Origin of the sequence: Halorubrum sp. SP9 (assembly GCF_005435015.1) — an archaeon.
GTDB classification, from domain to species: Archaea; Halobacteriota; Halobacteria; order Halobacteriales; family Haloferacaceae; genus Halorubrum; species Halorubrum sodomense.
This window is the reverse complement of sequence record NZ_SGXU01000156.1, coordinates 1-938: the sequence shown is the minus strand read 5'-3', so window position 1 is coordinate 938 and position 938 is coordinate 1. Positions and strand designations below refer to the sequence as shown.

The following is a 938-nucleotide window of genomic DNA, read 5'->3' as shown; positions in this document are numbered from 1 at the left end:
GAGGGCATCCCTTACGTGTTGGGACATCATGCCGGTGTTGTCTCTACGACAGCACCCACGCACAATTCCTTTCGGACGTTACGCGAGGAGTGACGTCTCTGCTCGTTTGTGACCGGTAACGCAACGGCTTCTGTTACAGCCTCAAAGCTTCAGCTGCCTCCTTACGAGCGGCTGAATTGCTTCTACGATCGCATGTCCGCACCCCGAATATTGTGAAAAATAGGCACAAAATATTTTCCCGGTATGTCACATGTTCCAGATATGCCCTCCCGCCGGAATTTCCTCGCAGGAGTGAGCGTCGTAGGTGCTGTCGGGGTGGCAGGCTGCGTTAGTTCGGTCGACACAACGACAGGACGTGTCTTCGTGAAATCAATCAATGTCGAGGCGACCGCTTCCGATGGGAACGCGACCAGAATCGACCTACTCACCGTGCTGTTCGAACGCTCGGAGAATGTCCTCCACGGGCAATATGATCCCGAATACGTCGGGTCTGCTTTCGATGACCGAACCGTTACCGTCTCCGACAGTCTCCATGAGAACCTGAAAAACCGGTTCGGGGACGTTCGGTATCTCGTTAACGTAGCTCCGGTTGGCGGAAATGAGGGCCCGGTTAATGTGGCGGCCACACGGGCCGACTTCAACGAACTTACCCTCGGCGGTCGTGCCACGGTCAGTACGAGATCCGGGGAGGAGGAGTTCCGCCATCTGCGAGTCCACGACACCGAACCACGAAGTCAAGCGATATCTGAAAGTAATGTTAGATCCTTCGATCTCGAGTCAGCAATCGATTCCAACTGAGTAATTGCTGCCTGTTTGACTACTCATCACCTTTCGTTGACTCCTTACTACGTGCTGACTATGCGCTCTGTAGTCACCCGGGCGCTGAGGCCACGTCGCCGTTTGAGAATCTCAACAGAGCCGTCGGTCTCAGATCGATC

The 938-nt window shown here is 54.7% G+C and carries 1 protein-coding gene; it reads left to right on the top strand.

What is annotated here, in order from left to right; translation table 11 throughout:
• Nucleotides 1-261 precede the first annotated feature (261 nt).
• A complete protein-coding gene (locus EXE45_RS19830; protein WP_158293428.1) occupies nucleotides 262-798 on the top strand; it encodes a twin-arginine translocation signal domain-containing protein in 537 nt (178 codons plus the stop codon).
• Nucleotides 799-938 lie beyond the last annotated feature (140 nt).